The following is an 18,790-nucleotide window of genomic DNA, read 5'->3' on the forward strand; positions in this document are numbered from 1 at the left end:
GCTCCGCCCGGGCCCCCGGCCACCTCAGATCTGTTCCGGCACGCTGCGGATAGCGCCGCACGGACATTCCTCCACGCATAGCCCGCAGCCTTTGCAGAAATCGTAGTTGAACTGATAGCGCAGCCCTGGCCCGAGTTTCACGACCGCGTTGTCCGGGCAGACGCCGTAGCAGTTGTCGCATTCGAAGCAGTTGCCGCACGAAAGGCAGCGGCGCGCTTCGAACTGCGCGGTCTCTTCGTCGAGACCGCCGACGACTTCGTCGAACGTCGACTGGCGGCGAACGCTGTCGAGCAGCGGTGACTTCGAGCGCGGGGCGTCGGAGTAGTACCACGTGTTGAGCTTGTCGTAGCCCGCGAGCTCGGGGGTCGCGGGATGGATCCACGTCGCGCCGCGCAGCCACGCGTCGATGTGCCTGGCCGCAAGCTTGCCGTGACCGATCGCGACGGTGACCGTGCGCTCGCCGGGAACCATGTCGCCGCCGGCGAAGATGCCGTCGTGTCCCGTCATCATCCGGTCGCTCACCTTGACGACGCCGTCTTCGATCTGGAGACCGGGGACGCCGTCGAGAAGGGACAAGTCCACGTCCTGGCCGAGCGCGAGCACGACCGAATCGGTGCCGAGCGTTTCGAGCTCACCGGTTCCGACCGCCTTGCCGTTTTCGTCGAGGCGCATCTTTTCGATCGTGATCGACGCGTCGTTCGCCTGCGTGATCGTCGACAGCCATTTGACGAGGACGCCTTCGGCCAGCGCTTCCTCGAGCTCGAAATCGTGCGCGGGCATGACCTCGCGCGTGCGGCGGTAGACGATGACGGACTCTTCGGCCCCGAGCCTGCGCGCGGTGCGTGCGACGTCGAGCGCGGTATTGCCGCCGCCGTAAACCACGACGCGCCTTCCGAGCAGCGGCTGGTCCCCGGTCTCCATGCTTCGAAGCACCGCCACTGCGTCGAGCATTCGTGCCGCGCTGCCGGCCGGAATGTAGGCCCGTTTTGCGATATGCGCACCGACCGCAAGAAACACCGCATCGAACGCGCCGCGCTCTTTGGCCTCGAGCACGTTCGTCACCTTCGAGTTCAGCTCGAGCGTGACGCCGAGATCGGCAATGCGGTCGATCTCCGCGTCGAGGACGTCGCGCGGCAGGCGATACTTCGGAATTCCGAAGCGCATCATGCCGCCGGCAAACGGTCCGGCGTCGCGGATCGTGACCGAATGGCCGGCTCGGGCCAGCTGGTACGCGGCCGACAGCCCGGAAGGACCCGCGCCGACAACCAGCACGCGTTTGCCGCTGAACGTCGCCGGCTGTTCGAATCGCCAGCCGCGGCGCAGCGCTTCGTCGCCGAGGAAACGCTCGGTCGCGTTGATGCCGATCGCCTCGTCGAGCTGTCCGCGATTGCACGCGGTTTCGCACGGGTGGTAGCAGACGCGGCCCATCACAGCGGGCATGGGATTGTCGACGGTAAGCTGCTTCCATGCGCTGTGGTAATCGCCGGCTTCGGCGTGAAACAGCCAGAGCTGCACGTTCTCGCCGGCGGGGCATGCGTGATTGCACGGCGGGAGACGGTCAATGTACTCGGGCCGCACCGTTCGCCACGTGCCGGTGTGGTTCGCAAGGCTCGACCCGGGATCCAGCGTGATCGCGAAAGGCTTGCGCATCACGCGTCCTCCCTTCGCCGGCCTTGCTCGCGCGGTTCATCGGATAGCAACCCGTAGCGTTCGATGTTGCGATCGGCCTGCTGCTGGATCAGGTCGAGGATGTCGCGGCGCGGGTGGTCGCCGAACAGATGCGCGAACCGGTGCTGCGGCCGCAGGTAGTCGTCGACGGGAAGCTTGCGGCGGATCTTCGAGACTGCCGTGACTTCGCCGTGTTCGGCTTCGAAGACCGGAAACAGCCCGGTTTCCTTCGCAAGCCGGGCCATCCGCACGGTGGCTTCCGAGCCATGGCCCCATCCAAGCGGACACGGCACGAGAATGTGGAGGTAGCGGGCGCCGCGGAATTCCATTGCGCGCCGCACCTTGGCTTCGAGGTCGTGAAGGTCGGCCACGGTGGCCGTCGCGACGTACGGGATGTCGTGCGCCATCGCGAGGCGCGGCAGGTTCTTGCCTTGTCCGAAGCGATTCCCCGCGCGGTCACCGATCGGCATCGTCGTGGCGGTGCGCGCCGCCGGCGGCGTCGCCGACGAGCGCTGCACGCCGGTGTTCATGTACGCTTCGTTGTCGTAGCAGATGTAGAGAACGTCGTCGTTGCGTTCGAACATTCCCGAAAGGCAGCCGAAGCCGATATCGGTGGTGCCGCCGTCGCCGCCTTGCGCGACGACGCGCACGTCCTCGCGACCCTTGACGCGCATGGCAGCAGCGACGCCGGTCGCGACCGCGGCCGCATTGCCGAACAGCGAATGGATCCACGGAATCTGCCACGATGTTTCCGGATACGGCGTCGAGAAGACTTCGAGGCATCCGGTCGCGTTGACCGCGATCATCTGTCGCCGCGTCGCTTCCATCGCGGCATCGATTGCGTAGCGCGCGCCGAGCGCCTCGCCGCATCCCTGGCATGCGCGGTGCCCCGAATTCAGCGAGTTGGTGCGTCGCATGTTCGCCTGCACGCTGCGCTGGTCCTCCGGAAGCAGGCGATTGCCGACCGTGAACGTTCCGGTCTGGTAGAAGCGTACGGGCTGGTCGCTCATTTCCGTTCTCCACGCATGGCTCAGACGACCTTCGTGGCGGCGAGGCCGCGGCTTCGAAGCACGTTCTCGGGAATCGGGCCGGAGCGTCGCTGCCCGCGCTCCAAAGCAAGCACTTGTCCGACGGAATCCTCGTCGAGATCAAGAAAGGTCGTCGAATCGAGGCGGCCGCTCGCGGCTTCGGTAAAGACCCGGCGAAGCGATTCGCGCGTGATCGCGCGGCCACCGAGTCCCGCGATGACGGTCCGCAGGTCGTCGCTCGCGCCCGTCCAGGATGCAGCGACGTTGTTCGAAACGATGCCACCCATGCCGACCGCAAGGCTTTTCTCGAGCACGACGACGCGCTTCGCATGCGACAGTGCGGCGCGCATCGCAGCAGCCGGCCATGGCCGGAAACACGAGATGCCGACCACGCCGATCGAAACCCCTGCGTCGCGCATTTCGTCGATGGTGTCCTTGATCGTTCCGAGCACCGAGCCCATCGCGACGACCACGAGCTCCGCGTCTTCGGTGCGATAGGAACGCACGAGCCCGCCGCTCGTGCGGCCGAAGACGCTCTGGAACTCACTCGCCCACTGCGGGATCAATTCGAGCGCCTGCTTCTGTTTGACGTGCGCGAGGTAGCGCACCTCCATGAATGCTTCCGGTCCGACCATTGCTCCGATCGAAACCGGCTCGGCGGGATCGAGCACCTGCCGCGGCTGGTACGGCGGCAGCCACGCATCGACCTGCTCCTGCGCCGGCATGTCGATGCGCTCGACCGCGTGCGTGAGGATGAATCCGTCCATGCACACCATGACCGGCAGCGACAGCTCCTCGGCGAGGCGGAAAGCCTGGATGTGAAGATCGAGCGCTTCCTGGTTGTCTTCGGCGAACAGCTGGATCCAGCCGCAGTCGCGCTGGCTCAGCGCGTCGCTGTGATCGTTCCAGATGTTGATCGGTGCTCCGATCGCACGATTGGCGACCGTCATGACGATCGGCAGACCGAGGCCGGCTGCGTTGTATACGGCTTCGGCCATGAACAGCAGGCCCTGGCTGGCAGTCGCCGTGTAGGCCCGCGCGCCGCCGGCCGACGCGCCGATTGCGACCGACATCGCTGCGAATTCGGATTCGACGTTGATGAACTCGCACGGCGCGAGCGTGCCGCTGTCGACCATTCGGCCGAGCCCCTCTACGATGTGGGTCTGCGGAGAGATCGGATACGCGCAGATCACCTCCGGCCGGCAAAGAGCGACAGCCTCGGCAACGGCAGCCGAGCCTTCAACCTGCTTGAGCATGCTCGTTCTCCCGATGCCGTGCTTCGACGAAATCGTAAGCGGCGGTGGCGGCGGCGACATTCGCGTCGGCGATGCGCGTGCCGAAACGTTCCCGGATTGCCGAGCAGACCGAGTCGAGCGCAATCCGTCTGGTCGCCGCCGCCAGCGCACCGAGCAGCGCGGCGTTCGGCAGCGGCTTGCCGACATACGTGAGCGCAAGCTCGGTCGCCGGCACCGTGGCCACTGTTCGGCTTGCCGCGAAATCCTCGAGTCCGAGCTCGGCGACCGCGCGGGAAGTATTGATCAGCACGAAACCGTGCGGCGCGAGGCCGCCAAAGACATCCACCTGGTGCAGCAAGGTCGGATCCTGGATGACGACCGCGTCCGGCGAGAGGATGGGCTCGCGCAGGCGAATGGGTTTGTCGTCGAGCCGGCAAAACGCGACGACGGGCGCGCCGGTGCGCTCCGAACCGAAGCTCGGAAACGCCTGCGAGTGCCGTCCCTCGCGAAAAGCGGCGACCGACAGCAGCTCGGCCGCGGTTACGACGCCCTGGCCTCCTCTGCCGTGAAAACGTACCTGGTACATCTGCGGTCTGCGCTACGGCGCGTCAGCTCCCGACGGCCGCGGCTTGCTCACCGGCGAATTCCCCGGCCGTCGCAGGCCACGCGGTTTCCACCGCTTCGTCGGATGAAACCGAACGCAGGCGCGCGCTTCGCGCCACCGGCAAACCCGCCAGCGTGCAGAGCTGATCGAACTCGCGCTGCAGGCACTCGACCAGATCGTGCAGGTCCGGGACGACGTCGCGATCCGCACTGAAGCCCCAGCACAGCTTGCCGTCGTAGCTGAGCAGCGCGATCCCGACTCCCTGATGACCGAACAGCGGCACCAGCGGATAGCTCTGGACCATCTGCGAACCGAGCAGGTAGAGCGGCAGCTGCGGACCGGGGACGTTGGTGACGACGATGTTGTACGCGCGCGAGCTCTCGATCATCGACGCGAACGTCGCGAGCATCGGCGGGTACACTTCGTCGGCGATGGTTTCGAGCACTTCGGTGCCACGCACCGGTGCGCCGTCCTTGTGGCTGCGCGTGAAGTCGCGAATGCGTTGCAGGCGCTTGCGCCTGTCGGGCTCGCCGACCGGCAGGTCGGTCACCATCGCCGATACGAAGTTTCCTCCGGCCGCGCCGCGCTGCGAACGTTGCAGGCCGACGGGGCAGAACGCGCGGAACACGAAGCCGGGATCCAGATCGATGCTGACATCGCGATTCGTGAGATAGTTGCGCAGACCGCCGCTGACGACGGCAAGAACCACGTCGTTGACCGTCCCCCCGAGACGATTCTTGACGGCTTTGACGGTGTCGAGGTCGAACGTCAGCCAGTCGAAGCGACGATGACTTCCGATCGCACGATTGAGCCGCGTCTCCGAGCCCGGCTGCAGCGCTGCCGTCGTCGTCTCGATGAGCGCCGAAGCGAGGTCGCTCACGTTGCTCCATGCGCCGGCAGGATCGGTGACCAGCGATCGTGCGATGCGCAACGGCAGCATCATCCGCCGGATCGCAGCGTCGCGCATCAGGCGTGAGCGCGACGGAGTCGGGCGCGGCCGCCAGCGGTGCGGCTCGCCGAAAGGCGTGTCGGGACCGGGCTCGAGCAGCACGGCCATCAGGTCGGCGCCGGCGAGTCCGTCGATCATGCAGTGATGGGTCTTGGCGATCAGCGCGAAGCGGTCGTTCTCGAGTCCCTCGATGACCCACATTTCCCAGAGCGGCTTGCCGCGGTCGAGCTGCTGCGAGTTGATCCATCCCGCCAGGCGCTTGAGCTCACGATCACAGCCCGGGCGCGGGATGCTGAGGTGGCGAACGTGATAGCGGATGTCGAACTGCGCGTCGTCGACCCAGACCGGATGGCCTTCGATCGGGATGTGGGCGATGTGCTGCCGGTATCGCGGGATCAGGTGAAGGCGCGATTCGACGTAAGCGCGCACGCGCTCGATGTCGATTCCGCCGTCGGCCGCCCGCAGCGGCCCGACGTCGAAGACGCACGTCGCTCCGACGTGCATGTGGGTGTTGCGATCCTCGATGTCCAGGAACGATCGATCGAGCGCGGACAGGCGCGAATAGCTGGCCATGGGTTTTCCTCCACCTTCTGATTCAGCGCTCTGCCGGCCGCTGGGTGACCGGAGGCCCGGCAGAACTGGTCAGTGCAAGCCTGGTCGGTGGTGGAAAGAGCAGTAAACATGCCACGCGGCGGATGGCGTCAGGACATCGGAATTCGCCGGCGCGACCGCCTGGAAATTCCCAGATCCGCAAAGCCGCCTCGGGACATCTTCAGAATGGAGAAATACGGGACGCGGAGCGCCGAGGCGTGCCCGCCCTTATGACGCCGGCACCGGCGGCCGGGAGTACCGGGCGCGAGCCGGCCTGCACGCGCAGGCCGGCTCGCCGCGTCAGCTACGGCACGGTTGTGGTCGTAGTCGTGGTGGTCACGTCGATGTCGGCCGGCGGACACGGATAGCCGGGGAACTGGAAGCACATCAGCTCGTCCACGATCGCATCGGCGGTGGTATCCACGCACGCCGTCAGCTGATCCATCGTCGTGACGGCAGCGCCCGGGCACGTATCGCTTTCGGGACAGTTGTCCCACCACGTCAGTGTCTTGGGTCCGGGAGTACACGTCAGGTCGACGTCGCAGGTCTTGCCGAGCTGAACCGTGCACCCGACGGTCGCTTCGCACGTTGCCTGGTCGGCAGCGACCATGCACGAGTTACCCGTGCCGCAGCGGCAGCAGAAGCCCGCCGGGCCCGGCTGCGGAGTGCGGTTGCCGCCGCACTTCTTGTTGATCATCGCGACTTTCGAGGCTTCGATTTTATCGAGGAGAATCGCCGACGTCGGATACTGCGTGCACGTGCCCGCCAGGCAGGTTGTTTTCGTGCAGCCTTTGATGAGGCACGACTCGACGACCTTCTCGCGCTTCAGAAGATATTTGGTGGCGGCTTTGCCGAGCCCCTTCTGGCAGTCGTTCTCGCCGGTGTCGCCGAGATCATGCTGATCGGGCAGCGGGGTGGTGCAGTCGAGATCCGAACACACGGGAGACGTCTCGCCGAGATCGCCGCCGCAGACTTCGCTGGCATGCGACGCATAGACAATCGCGAGGAACTCCGAGAGCTCGGCGCCTTTCCAGCACTTCATGCATTCGGTGAACTGGTCGACGGTGGTCACGGGCAGCGCCGCGCACTCGCCCTCGCGTCCTTGCGTTGCCGCTTCATACGCACAGTCCGACCGGTAACCGAGACCGGTGATCTGCGCGACGGACGTGCATGCCGCAGCGATCTTCGCCTTCGCAATGCCATTGGCTTTGACGATCGCCGCATTGGTGACGGCATCGGGACATGCATTGCCCGCGAGCGAAAGCTTGTTCTCGTTGTTGAGGCATTTCGAATGCGCCTTGAGGTAGGTTTTCTTGTACTTCGCCAGTGCTTTGACGATGGCGATCTGGCACGGATCTGTGACCTGTGCGGATGCTGCCAGCGGTGAAACCATCAGAGAGACGGCAATCGCGGTTGAGAGAATATATTTCGATACGGACATGAGAGCTCCTCCTTCCGGGAAAGAACGGCTGGCCGGTAAAGAACGGCCGGCGCGCTTCCCGGTTTCCTGCGCCAACTCGACGGTAGGGCCTCGGCTTGAAACGGGTCAAGGAGTGCGTCGGAGGTTTCGAACCGGATGGGGGCGTTTTGGAAATTCTGCGCCGGAAATCGTGAAGAGTTCAGCCTGGCCGTGGATCGCGGCCTAGTCGATCGCCGCCTATCCGCAACGGTCGATCGTGCACTCGTTCCTGCCGGCTCGCCGGCAGAGGTAGATGCGGGGAGGAAGCACTGCTTCCTCCCCGTATTTTCGAGCTACTTGACCGCCGCCTTGAACGACGTCAATCCGTTGGACGTTTCGGTGCCCGGCACGAACTCGCTGCTCCAGCAGGTACCGGCACTGTTGTGAAGCTGTACGACGACGCTCGGGTTCTGGTTGAAATAGATCGGATCGACCGGACCGGGCAGAGTCAGGTTCACGCCCGCGGCCGAGAACTTGACCTTGGTCTTGCCGCCATCTCCCGTCTTCAGCGATATCTTGGTGGCGCCGTCCGAACTGCCCGCCGGGTCCTTGTACGAGAACCCCTTCGGATCCTTGCTGGTCCACAGCGAAGCGGACGGATCGACGACGACCGATACGGCAAGCGACGGCACCGAGCTCGCCATGTCGTACACGCAGAGCGCATATGTTGTCGCGTCGCGCGGATCGTCCAGCGTAGTCTGGCTGAAGAATACGCCCTTGCCCCATTGCCACGAGAGCTTGTCCTTTGCGGGATCGGCAGAGTCCGTGATTGAGATCTTGACCTTCGGAGCCAGCAGGCAGTCGAAGGGATCGGACGGGGCAACTTCGTTCACGCAGCCTGCGTCCGGGTCGCACGAATCCTTCGTGCACAGGTCGGTGTCGGCGCAGGCGTCGGAAATGTCGACACCGCAGACGCCGCCCTGGCAGACATCGTCGGTGCAGGCGTTGCCGTCGCTCGCGCACGGGCCGCCGTCGGGCTGAGTGACGTCGACCGGGCAATTCGTGGAAAGGCCGGTGCACGTCTCCGCGATATCGCAGGCTCCGACCGCGGGACGACACGGAGTGCCCACGGTTGCTGCGTTGTCCGCCGGACAGTTCGCAGACGCGCCGGAGCAGGTTTCGGCGGCATCGCAGATGTCTGCCTGACCGCGACAGATCGTCGAGGAATCGAACGTATCGGCAGGACACGTCGTGCTGGCGCCCGTGCAGTTCTCAGCGACGTCGCAGATGCCTGCCGACGCGCGACAGGTGGTGGCCGACGACGCGGCGCTGTCGGCCGGACAGGCAAAGCTCGCGCCGGTGCATTTCTCGGCGGCATCGCAGATGCCTGTCGACGTGCGACAGGTAATCGTCGACGCCGCGGGGCTGTCGGCCGGGCAGGCCCCGCTGGTACCCGAGCAGCTCTCGGAGGCGTCGCAGAGGCCGGCGGACGGGCGGCAGATCGAGGCCGCCGTCAGGAACGTGTTGCCCGGACATGTCGCGCTTGCGCCGGTGCAGTTTTCAGAAGGATCGCAGACGCCGCTCGAGTTGCGGCAGAGCACGCTCGATGCGCTGAAGCCGTTGGCCGGACACGACGAGCTGGCGCCCGTGCATTTTTCCGCGGCGTCGCAGATGGCCGTTGAGCTGCGGCACGTGGTGGTGCTGGCCGCGAACGTGCAGGAAGAAGTGCAGCACGACGGCGCGGGCCCGTTGCCGGCGCCGAGGTCGCACGACTCGCCGGCCTGCACCACGCTGTCGCCGCAGGAAGTCAGGTTGTAGCCGATCACGTCCACCTGACGGATATCGACCGCCGACAATGCGTTCAGCACGCCGCTGCTGCTGAACGCGTTGAACGCGTCGTTGGTGCCGCCGGCCCAGTCGAGGATGTCGCCACCGTTTCCGGGGTTGTTGTAGGTCTTCAGGTTCGTCGTGCCGCCGTTGATCGAGAAATACACGTTCAGATCGACGAAGTTCATGCTTCGTGTCGCGGCGGCCTTGTAGCGAAAGAGGTCCGCAGGGTCGTAGTCCGGGGAACCGTCCAGGGCTTGGCCGGAGATTGCGATGCGTCCCATGATTTCGGTGATTTCGTGAAACGCGACGCCGATGAAATCGATTTTGCCGGGCACGGCGCGGTTGAGAGGATCGTACGTGTAGGTGAAGCCGGCGCCGAACGTGAAAGTGCCGTCGTTGGTCGCGTCACTCGCAATCAGGCTGAGAGCCTTTGCCTGGGCTCGGCTGACAAAGAAATGTCCGCCACTCGTCGGGTCCGAGACTCCGAGGCTTGCGATTGCGGCCGCATCGTCGGCGTCGCCCGGAGTCGCATCGCTGATCATCGTCGTTCGCATCGAAGCGTAGGTCAGTACTCCGAGAAGGCTGGTGCTGCTCTGCCCGAGCGTGCCCGTGCCGGGAACGGCCGCCATTGTGATGTTGATCTGGATCGGATCGCTGAAGGCCGCCGAGATCTGCGCCGCTGCATAGTCGAACGCGGCGTTGGCGGAAGTCACATCGGCCGGCGACAGGTTGGCGGCGACCGAAGCGTCGTTGGTCCTCACGATCGTGAGCGCCAAGGCGGACTGCGCACCAAGCAACACGAGGCCGACGGAGGCGAGATGACAGATGATTTTTTTCATGGCTTCCATACCCCACGGAATTTCCGCAGGGATTGATTGATGCGCGTGTATGGGAAGTCCCCCCGGACGCAGGTTTCGTATGCCTCTGGCGTCGCACAGGCAAGGGTTCGCGCATTTTAGGAGGTGCGTTGGCCGAATGACCAGTGGCGAATTTCACCTCCGGGCTGCCGCGTGTCGCCAGCAATTGTAGTTTCATCGGACTGAGCTACGGTCGGCAGTGCGGATGAAACCTCGCATGCATCTCGAACGTGCTCGCCGACTTACGGGTTCCCCCCGCCGATTCCCGGTTGTCCTGCACGCGGTCTTTGCGGCCAGCCTGGCCGTCGGATGCCATTCCGAAGACAAACCCGTCGCTGTGAAACCGGCCAACGTGCCCTCCGAGCATCCGGCAATGGCCCCGCCGCCCGCCGAGCGTGCCGCGACTGCGCCTTCCGAACAGCCGAAAGCGGCCGCACCAGCCCCTGACGCTGCCAGGATCGTGAAAGCCGAGCCTTCGCGGCCGGCCGCGCCGTCCCTCGCTGCTGCGCAAAAACTCGACGCACGCCTCGCGGCGGCCGCGAAAATGCCGAAGGAAGCGGCCGAGCCTGGTGCGCCTCCGAAGCTCAATCCCGACATTCCGATTCAGGATGGCGACCGCGCGCTTGTGGAAATCGAAGGCACGGTCTCCGACGATCTGCTGGATCAGGTGAAAGCGCTCGGAGGGACCGTCGTCAGCACGGCGGAAGCCGGCGACTCCGTTCGCGCGATGTTTCCGTTATCGCAGCTGGAAGCACTGGCGGGCCGACCCGACGTTCGATCGATTTCGCCGGCGACCCTCACCGTCACGAGAGGGGCCAGGACCAACCCCTAGCTCCGCGCGCTATCGGCAGAAGTCGATCGTGCAGTTGTTCCTGCGCGCGCGTCGGCAGAGCTTTACGCTCGACGGCAGCGCGCGGCCCTGCACGCATATCTTGGCGTCCGTATCGAGATTGGTCGTGCAGAGCCGCGCATCCGAGCAGTTGCCTTCGAATGGCTCGCACCGGTCCGGATCGCCATCGCCATCGAAGTCCGGGCACGCATTGAAGTCGTCGCCGCACAGCAGCTCAGGATCTTCCTGGCATGTGCCGAGCGCGCATTGGCCGGCGAAGGTCGTGCCGCCGCGATTGAAACAGAAAAGCTGGTCGATGCACTCGTCGATGCCCGGTCCGCCGGGAACTGCCGTTCCCGCGCACAGCCTGTTGCAGTCGTCGAACGACACGTCGACGAAACGCGACACGATCTGGTCGCAGGTTCCGCCTTCGCTGATCGCGCAATTGAGCGCCGTCGTGACCAGAGCGCGGAACAGCGAGCGTTCCTCGACGCCTCTGGCCTTCACGCAGAGCGCTTCGACTGCAGAGTCCAGGTTGCCGAGATCGGTCGAATCGATCCGCTGACCGCAGATGTCGAGTGGGCCGACCTGATCGAGAATCGTCTGCGTCACGTTGAGTCGATCGCGTTCGTTGCCGCTGTGGCCGCCCCAGAACGGCGGCTGGCGGCAGATCTCCACGCAGTCGTCCGTCGTCGTGCATCCTCCGGACGCGTCGCAGGCCGGATGCACGCAGTCGATGCCGTCGTTGTCGGGGCATCCGATCAGCGCATCGGTCGGGCACGATTTCGACGAGCCGCTGCAGACTTCCGCTGCGTCGCACGATGGAGAGACCGCCGGCCGGCAGACGAATCCATTCTGTCGCACGGCATCGTCGGGACACGACGTCGTTTCGCCGTCGCATCGTTCGGCGATGTCGCAGCTGCCCGCGGCCGGCCGGCAGATCTTGTCGGTGGTTGCGATCCTGTCTTCGGGGCACGTGTTCGACTCGCCGTCGCAGCGTTCGGCTGCATCGCACGGCGCGCCGGGTTCGCGGCATACCCTGGTGCTTTTGCGGTCGGCCGGACATTCGGTCGATTGCGGGCCGCAGAATTCCGCCGGATCGCAGATGCCCTGCGATATGCGGCAGAGCGCCCGCGAATGGCGATCGACCGGGCAGAATCCGCTTTTGCCGGTGCAGGTCTCGGCTACGTCGCATGGCCCCGCCTTTGCGCGGCAGAGCGTGCCTTTGTCGGCGAGGGTACAGTCGCTGCGGCAGCACGGGCCGCCATCGCACTCTTCTCCGTCCTGAATGACGTTGTTGCCGCATTCTTCCGCGACCCGGACGCACACCGAAGGATTGCCGGTGCACGCGTAGCCTTCCTCGACGACGCAGTTGGTATTGCAGCCGTCGCCGGAGACGTGGTTGCCGTCGTCGCACTTTTCGCTGGTGTTGATGTTTCCGTCGCCGCACGACGCGGCATTGGCCGGGTGGATGCCGGCGGACACGATGGCGGAAGCAACGAAGAGTGCGCGGGCAAGCGACAATGCGGTCATGACCTTCTCCCTTGCATCCACGCGTGGACCCGCGCCTCGCGCTCGTCAAGACGGCTCGTCGCTTGCTGTCGGTCGTGCTTCGCCGCGTCGCAGCGTGAAACGCCGCTGCGTGAGCACGTGCGTGGCAATGCGCTTCCGGATCGCCCCGCGCTCACCGACGGCATCCCGCAGAACGGTGAAACTCCGGCGATGATCAGATCAAAGACGGATCGAAGCGAAGACCACCGGCGCAGTGCGGCGACGCGTTGCGCCTCCCCGGATCTGGGGTGAACCATTCGCTACACAGTCCTTCCTTGCAGCGCCGCCGCGCTCGCGTAGCCTCCGCCGCCTTGAAAAACCTGCAGCAGGTCCTCGCGGCTCTCAATCCGGAGCAGCGCCGCGCCGTGACGACTACGGAAGGTCCGGTGCTCGTGCTCGCCGGTGCCGGTACCGGCAAGACCCGCGTCATCACGGTTCGCATCGCGTACCTGCTCGCGCGCGGGGTCGCACCCGAGTCGATCCTGGCGATGACGTTTACGAACAAGGCCGCGCGCGAGATGCGCGAGCGCGTCAGCGAGCTCGTCGGGCCGAAGAAGGCCAAGCTGCTGTTCGTCGGCACGTTTCACGCGTTCTGCATCGACCTGCTGCGCCAGTACGGAGACATGATCGGTCTCGGCCGCTTCACGATCAGCGACGGCTCCGACCAGATCTCGATCCTGCGCTCGGCCATGCGCGAGGTGAACGTGGCCGGCCAGGCGATGCAGCCGATGCAGATGCTGTCGCGCATCTCGCTCATGAAGGGCCGCCTGTCCTCGCCGGAATCCGCGCTCGCCGAAGCCGCCGATGACAAGGACGAGCTCGTCGCGCATGTCTGGAAACGCTACGACGAGCAGCTCCGCCGTTCCCGCTCGCTGGATTTCGACGACATCCTGCTGCAGGCGCTGGTCCTGCTGAAGAAGAAAGGCGGCCCCGGCGATGTGCTGCGCGAGCGCTACCGCTACGTCATGGTCGACGAGTACCAGGACACCAACGGCCCGCAGTACGAGATCGTGAATGCGGTTGCCGGCCGTCATCGCAACCTTTGCGTGGTCGGCGACGACGACCAGTCGATCTACGGGTGGCGCGGCGCCGACATCCGCAAGATTCTCAGCTTCGAGCGCGACTACAAAAATGCGGCCGTCATCAAGCTCGAGACCAACTACCGCTCGACCGAAGAAATTCTCGACGCGGCCAACAAGGTCATCCGCAACAACCCGAACCGTCACGACAAGACGCTGCGCTCGCACCTCGGGAAAGGAAACCCGGTGCGCCGCTATCTTGCGGTCGACGAGATGGACGAGGCCGGCACGGTGGTGGGCGAGATCCGCCGTCACGTCGACAGCAACGAGGCTGCGTGGGGCGACTTCGCGATTCTGTTCCGCACCGGCCCGCAGGCGCGCGTCTTCGAGGCCGAGCTGCGCGCGTCGAGGGTTCCCTACACGCTGGTCGGCGGAATGTCGTTCTTCGACCGCAAGGAGATCCGCGACATCGTCGCGTATCTCAAGCTACTGGTGAATCCCGACGACGAGATCGCGCTGCTGCGAGTCATCAACTGCCCGCCGCGCGGAATCGGAAAGGCTTCGATCGATCGCATTCTGCAGTTCTCTTCCGATCAGGGAATTTCTGTGTCGGCGGCGTTCGCGCGCGCCTCGACCGTTAAAGGTATTCCGCAGGCGACCGCCGATGCCTGCGCGGATTTCCTGCACCTGCTCGACAGGCAGCGCGGCCGCAAGGCTGCGCTTCAGACGCTGGTCACCGACCTCATCGAAACCGTGGCGTATCGGGGCGAAGTCGAGCGCAGCTATCCGACCGCCGAGCTGCAGGCGCAAAGGTGGAGCGCGGTCGAAGAGATCGTCAACTTTGCCGAAAACCACCAGCGCCGGAAGGCGAAGGACGCGAGCATTGCGACGTTCCTCCACGAGCTCGTGCTCGAAGCCAACGACGATCCGACCAGCGAGGATTCCAAAAGCCGCAACAGCGTCACGCTGATGACGCTCCACGCTGCCAAGGGGCTCGAGTATCCGCGCGTATTTCTCGTCGGCTGCGAGGAGGGACTCCTTCCGCACCTGCGCGCCGTCGCCGAAGATACGATCGAGGAAGAGCGGCGGCTTGCGTACGTGGGAATCACGCGCGCCCGCCACGAGCTGACGTTCACTCGCACCGAGACGCGTGCGCACTACGGACACCGCAAGCCGTCGATGGCGTCGCGGTTCCTGTATGAATTCAGCGGGGCCAAGCCGCCCGACGATTGGGTCGCAGCCGGCGAGGATCGGCCCGCGAGCGGAAAGCCGGCTGCGAAATCGGCGAAGACGAAGAGCAGGAAAACTGCGCGGGCGAAGACCGTGACGCGTCGCCGCGCCGCGCGCTGAGCGCAGCGCTCCGCCGCGAGTCGCCCGCGAAAGACGTCGATCGAAAGGTCAGGGCGGACTTGGACTGCACGGGTGATCCGTGCGAGTGCCCGCAGCATGCCAAGCGCGGCGGAGCCCGGAATCGTCCCTCGAGGGGTTTCGAAGAGTTTTGCGCAACCTCCGATTGTCTACAGGTTTGCGCTGCTGGGCGTGGCTCTTTGCGGTGTGGGTTGTCCGCTGATGCTCGTGCTTCCGTGGTACACGCCCTACGCGGTCAACTGGCCGGTGGCGATGTTTTCTTTTCTGTTTTTCGCCGTTTTTCTCTTCGTGAGCGTCTCGGCCGTGCGCCGCAGCGGCGACGTCATCGTCGTCGACGATGACGGGATCCGCTGCGACTCACCGGTTCGTCCGCCGGTATCGATCCGATGGGATGAAATCGGCGACGTCCACGCGGAGAACGTCATGCAGCGACTCGTGGTCTGCGATGTCACGGGGTTGCGCCGGATCACTGCGGAGTTCCATCTGCAGGATTTCGGCGTGCTGCGCCGCACCGTGTTCGAGCGGGCCGCGCGCTCTGATCGCGGAAGCCCCCGCATCTGAGAATCGGAAGACATCGTACACGCGCGACCCGCACCTGCGATGCGGATGACACGCCGGCCCGGTTCCGCGCTAGACTCCAGCCCATGACCGGCGAGCCTTGCAGCTCCCCCGCCCCGAATCCGATCCGACGCGGCGCGTGGCCGATGATCGTCGCCGTCCTGGTTCGCGCTGCAGCTCTCGCGGCGCTGCTTTTCGCATTGCCGAGGTGCGGCGGCGACGGTTCCGTCTGCACCGATCTCAACTCGAATCCACCGGACTGCGAGATCTGCAGCAACGGGCGCGACGACGACCTCGACGGCGACACCGATTGCGACGATAGCGAATGCGACGACGCGGGCGTCTGTCGCGACGAGAAGGCCGCGGACGCGGCGGTGACGACCTCGACTGTTACCGGCGGAATGTAACGGCGCTACTTCGTCAGGACGACATGCACGACGCGGTCCGTGGTGGCGTGCTCGGAACACTTGTAACCGAGGCTTACCATATCGATACCGGCAAAGAGCTGCTCGCCGCTCCCCAGAAGCACCGGGGAAATCACGAGGTGAATCTCGTCGATCAACCCGGCGGTGAGGTACTGGCGAATCGTGGCGACGCCGCCGCCGACCCGGACGTCCTTTCCCGCCGCTGCTTCCTTCGCGCGCTTCAGTGCGGAATGGATTCCGTCGGTCACGAAATGAAACGTCGTACCGCCCTCCATCGTGATGGGCTCACGCGCATGATGCGTCAGCACGAACACCGGAACGTGGTACGGCGGATTCTCGCCCCACCATCCTTTCCAGCTGTCGTCCGGCCACGGACCGCGCACCGGCCCGAACATGTTGCGGCCCAGGATCCACGCGCCGAGGTTCTCGAATCCGCGCGCAGCGAAATCGTCATCGATGCCTTCGCGTGCGACCTCGCCGCCGGGCAATGACCCTTCGACGTCGCCGACCATCTGCCGGAACGTCTTCGTGCCAAGGACCCAGTCGTGCAGCGCCATGCCTCCGACGCCCAGCGGGTTGTCGAGGCTCTGATCGCGGCCCGCGCCGAATCCGTCCACGGAGATGCTGAATGCGTTGACGCGAAGTCTCGTCATGCACGTGGCTCCTGTTCGTCGATGCACGCAGAGCGTGCACGCCGTGCCTTCAAGCGGCCTTCGCGTCGAGTTTCTGCGGCCCGCGAATCACTTTTCCGGGCGTTGGTCCCTGCATGACGCCGCCGCGGAACGTGACCTGCCCGGACTTGATCGTCACGTCGTAGCCTTCGGCCTTCTGCAGCAGCCGCTTGCCTCCTGCCGGAAGGTCGAATGCGAGCCAAGGTGCTCCGAGTCGCAGCCGCTCCATGTCGATGACGTTGACGTCGGCGAGATAGCCGGGCGCGAGCACGCCGCGGTCGCCGAGGCCGTAGAGCAGCGCCGTGTCGCGACACTGGCGCTTGATGGCCAGCTCGAGCGGAATGGTTTTCCGCCGGCGATCGCGCACCCAGTACTGCAGCATGAAGGTCGGCGATGCGGCGTCGCAGATCGTCCCGCAGTGCGCGCCGCCGTCGGACAGCGAGTTCACGCAGTCGTCGCGCTCGAGCAGGGCTTCGACGAAATCCAGATTGCCGTCGGCATAGTTCAGCACCGGGAAATAAATGAAGCCGCGCCCTTCCTCCTCCATCATCAGGTCGTACGCGTATTCGGCGCCGCTCACGCCCCTGGCTTCGGCCCGCGCCGCGATCGACCGGTCGGCCGTCGGTTCGTAGTCGAAGTCCGGGCCCATCTCGTACTGCGACGACCAGCCGCCGGCGACGACCTTGAGGAGCGCGACGACGTCGGTGGGCGGAAACATCGGCTCTTCGGCAAGGATGCGCGCGCGAAAGGCCGGATCCTTGAGCGTCGCGAGCTGCACGTCCCACGGCTCGAACATGATTTCCCACCACGCCGGACGGAACACGAACGGATGAACCGTGCCGCGCCATCCCATGATGATGCCGTTCCCGCGCAGCGCGATCTGCGCAACGATGCGCGCTCCTTTGGCATTCTCGGCCGTCATCTCGGCGATCTGCTCATCGAGGCTCAGCTCCTTGGAAACGGACTGCAGCGCTGCGAACGTTACCGGCAGTCCGGTTTCGCGGCTGAGCTCGCCCATCCACTCGAACTCGTTCCATTCCCTGCGAAGATCGGACGCCATCTCGAAGACGCCGTGGCCGATCCGTCCCATCGCGCGACCGATGCCGATCAGCTCTTCTCTGGTCGCAGTCGTGCCGGGAACCAGCTCGCCGTCGATCGATTTGTGCAGGACGGTGCGCGACGTCGAGAAGCCGAGCGCGCCGGCGCGCAGGCCGTCCTCGACGATCCCCGACATCGCCGCAATGTCGGCTTCGGTCGGCTCTTCGTTGCGAGCACCGCGCTCGCCCATCACATAGGCGCGCACCGCGCCGTGCGGAACGTGCGTGCCCACGTCAACGGTGCGCGGAAGTTTTTCGAGCGCGTCGAGATATTCCGGAAAGCTTTCCCAATCCCACGTCATGCCTTCGGCGAGCGCGGTGCCGGGAATGTCCTCGACACCTTCCATGAGACGGATCAGCCATTCGTGCCGGTCGGGCCTCGCCGGGGCGAAGCCTACGCCGCAGTTGCCCATGACGACCGTCGTCACGCCGTGCCAGCTCGACGGTGCCATTTCCGGATCCCACGTGGCCTGGCCGTCGTAGTGCGTATGAATGTCGACGAAGCCCGGCGCGACGACTTTGCCGGTCGCGTCGATCTCGACGCGGCCCGGCTCGTTCACGTCGCCGATCGCAGTGATGCGATCTCCGTCGATCGCGACGTCCGCTCGCGCCGGACGCTGACCGGTTCCATCAACGACGGTTCCACCTCGTATGACGAGATCGTGCATGGGAATTCTCCTCGCGAGCGACGCTAGCACATCGAGCCGATGAGGAAATTGCAGAAAGAAACCCCACTGGTCGCTGGTCAGAGCCTGGCGTTCGGATGCTTGACTCAACGCCTACCGGCCTCCAAAGGAGACGAAGGAATCGGACCGAACCTCTGGCGTATCGCTGCGTCTTGTTCTCATCCTGCCTGCGCTCCGGATAGTGGCTGACTTTCTGCAACGCACATCCTCTCCATGAAGCGGAACACAGCCGAGCGACTCCTGGCCGCAATCCCGGTCGCGTCGTACGTGATCATCTCTCTCCCGCACTGCCGGTGGATGGACGCGCATTTCGAACAGGTGATCCGGGACTGGGGTTACGCATGCACCGCCGTCGGTACGGTCGTGGCCGATGGCTACGCGGCGGATGTCGCGACGTACAGGCTCGAGGATCCGGCGCGATGAGC

The 18,790-nt window shown here is 65.2% G+C and carries 15 protein-coding genes; 5 read left to right on the forward strand and 10 right to left on the reverse strand.

What is annotated here, in order from left to right:
• Positions 1–24: 24 nt before the first annotated feature.
• The 7 genes from VN634_21625 to VN634_21655 all read right to left on the reverse strand — a co-directional run bounded on the left by VN634_21625 (position 25) and on the right by VN634_21655 (position 10,143).
• Positions 25–1,650: an NAD(P)-binding protein gene (locus tag VN634_21625; protein ID HXC53502.1), complete on the reverse strand. Its 1,626-nt coding sequence runs from the start codon at positions 1,648–1,650 to the stop codon at positions 25–27.
• Positions 1,650–2,678 (reverse strand): thiamine pyrophosphate-dependent enzyme, encoded by a 1,029-nt coding sequence (locus VN634_21630; GenBank protein ID HXC53503.1) that lies wholly within the window; start codon positions 2,676–2,678, stop codon positions 1,650–1,652. Before VN634_21630 ends, VN634_21625 begins: the two co-directional genes overlap by 1 nt.
• 20 nt (positions 2,679–2,698) lie before the next feature.
• Entirely contained in the window at positions 2,699–3,952 is a 1,254-nt protein-coding gene (locus tag VN634_21635) for a transketolase C-terminal domain-containing protein (protein ID HXC53504.1), read from the reverse strand.
• Positions 3,936–4,517, reverse strand: coding sequence for a 2-oxoacid:acceptor oxidoreductase family protein (locus tag VN634_21640; protein HXC53505.1), 582 nt, complete (start codon positions 4,515–4,517; stop codon positions 3,936–3,938). The genes VN634_21635 and VN634_21640 overlap by 17 nt, the downstream gene beginning before the upstream one ends.
• Positions 4,518–4,539: 22 nt before the next feature.
• Entirely contained in the window at positions 4,540–6,057 is a 1,518-nt protein-coding gene (locus tag VN634_21645; protein HXC53506.1) for a wax ester/triacylglycerol synthase family O-acyltransferase, read from the reverse strand.
• 322 nt (positions 6,058–6,379) lie between these two features.
• On the reverse strand, positions 6,380–7,516 hold the full coding sequence (locus tag VN634_21650; protein ID HXC53507.1) for a hypothetical protein: 1,137 nt from the start codon (positions 7,514–7,516) through the stop codon (positions 6,380–6,382).
• A 311-nt stretch (positions 7,517–7,827) separates the two neighbouring features.
• Positions 7,828–10,143, reverse strand: coding sequence for an NF038122 family metalloprotease (locus VN634_21655; GenBank protein ID HXC53508.1), 2,316 nt, complete (start codon positions 10,141–10,143; stop codon positions 7,828–7,830).
• Between the two features lie 391 nt (positions 10,144–10,534).
• On the opposite strand from VN634_21655, the gene VN634_21660 reads away from it, so the two are divergent.
• The gene (locus VN634_21660) at positions 10,535–10,993 is read left to right on the forward strand and encodes a hypothetical protein (protein HXC53509.1); all 459 of its coding nucleotides are present in this window, start codon (positions 10,535–10,537) and stop codon (positions 10,991–10,993) included.
• 9 nt (positions 10,994–11,002) lie between these two features.
• Here the strand turns inward: VN634_21660 and VN634_21665 are convergent, their stop codons facing one another.
• Complete coding sequence (locus tag VN634_21665) at positions 11,003–12,523, reverse strand: hypothetical protein (GenBank protein ID HXC53510.1); 1,521 nt, start codon at positions 12,521–12,523, stop codon at positions 11,003–11,005.
• Between the two features lie 329 nt (positions 12,524–12,852).
• Here VN634_21665 and VN634_21670 point away from each other — a divergent pair, with 329 nt between their 5' ends.
• The 3 genes from VN634_21670 (at position 12,853) to VN634_21680 (ending at position 15,893) form a co-directional block, all read left to right on the forward strand.
• Positions 12,853–14,910 carry a UvrD-helicase domain-containing protein gene (locus VN634_21670; GenBank protein HXC53511.1) on the forward strand — a complete coding sequence of 686 codons (2,058 nt, stop codon included), beginning with the start codon at positions 12,853–12,855 and terminating at the stop codon, positions 14,908–14,910.
• A 189-nt stretch (positions 14,911–15,099) separates the two neighbouring features.
• Positions 15,100–15,489 carry a hypothetical protein gene (locus VN634_21675; GenBank protein HXC53512.1) on the forward strand — a complete coding sequence of 130 codons (390 nt, stop codon included), beginning with the start codon at positions 15,100–15,102 and terminating at the stop codon, positions 15,487–15,489.
• Positions 15,490–15,632: 143 nt separating this feature from the next.
• Positions 15,633–15,893, forward strand: a complete 261-nt coding sequence (locus VN634_21680) for a hypothetical protein (protein HXC53513.1) — start codon at positions 15,633–15,635, stop codon at positions 15,891–15,893.
• 5 nt (positions 15,894–15,898) lie between these two features.
• Here the strand turns inward: VN634_21680 and VN634_21685 are convergent, their stop codons facing one another.
• Both VN634_21685 and VN634_21690 read right to left on the reverse strand, forming a co-directional pair.
• On the reverse strand, positions 15,899–16,564 hold the full coding sequence (locus VN634_21685; protein HXC53514.1) for a dihydrofolate reductase family protein: 666 nt from the start codon (positions 16,562–16,564) through the stop codon (positions 15,899–15,901).
• 49 nt (positions 16,565–16,613) lie between these two features.
• Positions 16,614–18,347, reverse strand: coding sequence for a D-aminoacylase (locus VN634_21690; protein ID HXC53515.1), 1,734 nt, complete (start codon positions 18,345–18,347; stop codon positions 16,614–16,616).
• Positions 18,348–18,578: 231 nt separating this feature from the next.
• On the opposite strand from VN634_21690, the gene VN634_21695 reads away from it, so the two are divergent.
• Positions 18,579–18,788, forward strand: coding sequence for a hypothetical protein (locus VN634_21695; protein ID HXC53516.1), 210 nt, complete (start codon positions 18,579–18,581; stop codon positions 18,786–18,788).
• Positions 18,789–18,790 lie beyond the last annotated feature (2 nt).

The organism is Candidatus Limnocylindrales bacterium, from assembly GCA_035571835.1.
Classification (GTDB): Bacteria; Desulfobacterota; Binatia; order UBA1149; family CAITLU01; genus DATNBU01.

What these genes read in the sequence shown, in the direction of transcription:
- VN634_21665 (HXC53510.1), bottom strand. Translation starts at nt 12,523, where the DNA reads ATGACCGCATTGTCGCTTGCCCGCGCACTCTTCGTTGCTTCCGCCATC.
- VN634_21625 (HXC53502.1), bottom strand. Translation starts at nt 1,650, where the DNA reads ATGCGCAAGCCTTTCGCGATCACGCTGGATCCCGGGTCGAGCCTTGCG.
- VN634_21635 (HXC53504.1), bottom strand. Translation starts at nt 3,952, where the DNA reads ATGCTCAAGCAGGTTGAAGGCTCGGCTGCCGTTGCCGAGGCTGTCGCT.
- VN634_21630 (HXC53503.1), bottom strand. Translation starts at nt 2,678, where the DNA reads ATGAGCGACCAGCCCGTACGCTTCTACCAGACCGGAACGTTCACGGTC.
- VN634_21690 (HXC53515.1), bottom strand. Translation starts at nt 18,347, where the DNA reads ATGCACGATCTCGTCATACGAGGTGGAACCGTCGTTGATGGAACCGGT.
- VN634_21650 (HXC53507.1), bottom strand. Translation starts at nt 7,516, where the DNA reads ATGTCCGTATCGAAATATATTCTCTCAACCGCGATTGCCGTCTCTCTG.
- VN634_21680 (HXC53513.1), top strand. Translation starts at nt 15,633, where the DNA reads ATGATCGTCGCCGTCCTGGTTCGCGCTGCAGCTCTCGCGGCGCTGCTT.
- VN634_21655 (HXC53508.1), bottom strand. Translation starts at nt 10,143, where the DNA reads ATGAAAAAAATCATCTGTCATCTCGCCTCCGTCGGCCTCGTGTTGCTT.
- VN634_21695 (HXC53516.1), top strand. Translation starts at nt 18,579, where the DNA reads ATGAAGCGGAACACAGCCGAGCGACTCCTGGCCGCAATCCCGGTCGCG.
- VN634_21685 (HXC53514.1), bottom strand. Translation starts at nt 16,564, where the DNA reads ATGACGAGACTTCGCGTCAACGCATTCAGCATCTCCGTGGACGGATTC.
- VN634_21645 (HXC53506.1), bottom strand. Translation starts at nt 6,057, where the DNA reads ATGGCCAGCTATTCGCGCCTGTCCGCGCTCGATCGATCGTTCCTGGAC.
- VN634_21660 (HXC53509.1), top strand. Translation starts at nt 10,535, where the DNA reads ATGGCCCCGCCGCCCGCCGAGCGTGCCGCGACTGCGCCTTCCGAACAG.
- VN634_21640 (HXC53505.1), bottom strand. Translation starts at nt 4,517, where the DNA reads ATGTACCAGGTACGTTTTCACGGCAGAGGAGGCCAGGGCGTCGTAACC.